1 protein-coding gene is annotated in these 880 nt (G+C 57.6%); it reads right to left on the bottom strand.

Annotated features, from left to right (window positions below):
* Positions 1-206 precede the first annotated feature (206 nt).
* On the bottom strand, positions 207-788 hold the full coding sequence (locus tag EN925_RS37745) for a GNAT family N-acetyltransferase (protein WP_198032098.1): 582 nt from the start codon (positions 786-788) through the stop codon (positions 207-209).
* Positions 789-880 lie beyond the last annotated feature (92 nt).

Here is an 880-nt window from a genome sequence, read left to right as displayed (position 1 = left end):
GCGTATGCATGGAAGACCAGGGCGGGCGGCGTTTTATTCCCGGATAGCGAAAAATCTTCTTCGCAATGTAAATTGGTCCGCCCGAGCCAGCTTTTCAACGCTCTTTAGCCTGCGATATCAACCTTCCAGCTCAGCCGATCAGAGCCGGTCGAAATTCGGGCATTGCCAGAGCAAGGGTTTTGTCCATCACTTTAGCCAATTTCCGTCTAGCCGAGAATGAGGCGCATGGCGCAGCGCCTGCTTGCCGGCATCCCGTGTTCGATCTCCCGACGCAGTATTTGACGAAGCCGGTCTCCCGCATGCGTCTCGCCCAGCACCTGAAAGCCCAGCTTCTGATAGAAAGGCGCGTTCCAGATCACATCCCGAAACGTTGTCAGGGTGATCGCAACAAGGCGGCGCTCCCTCGCATCTGTGATTGCTTTTTCGAGCAAGGCGCGTCCGATACCTGAGCGTTGTCGGTCAAGGCGCGCAGCTAGTTCCCAGATGTGCAATGTGTCGTCCTGGATCTCCGCGCTCAGGAATGCGACCGTCCGGCCATCCTGCTCCACCGCTACCCAGCACGTGCCCTTGGCGATAAGTTCACGGTGACGCTCGACGGTCTGGTTTTCGTCATCGGCAATCCAGGCCAGCTCCGCAACTTCGCGGTAAGCGTCACCCTCCGACTGTTCGATATCGGGTAGTGCGTCCGCGTCAGCTACCTGCGCTAAATGGTGGTCATGGAGTTGCCGTCGTGGCTTCCAGGGTTCTGCAGAGAATAACGTTGGAGTGTCCCTCCGGCCAATCTGCAAACTCAGCTACACGCACAAAACCGGCCTTTTCATGCAATCCTGGCGCCTGGAAATCGTGGCTCTGCACCCAGATCCGCCGAACACCCCTAATG

The sequence above is a fragment of the Mesorhizobium sp. M7A.F.Ca.US.006.04.2.1 genome (genome assembly GCF_004022915.1).
Lineage (GTDB): Bacteria > Pseudomonadota > Alphaproteobacteria > Rhizobiales > Rhizobiaceae > Mesorhizobium > Mesorhizobium ciceri.
This window is presented reverse-complemented; position numbering and strand designations above follow the sequence as displayed.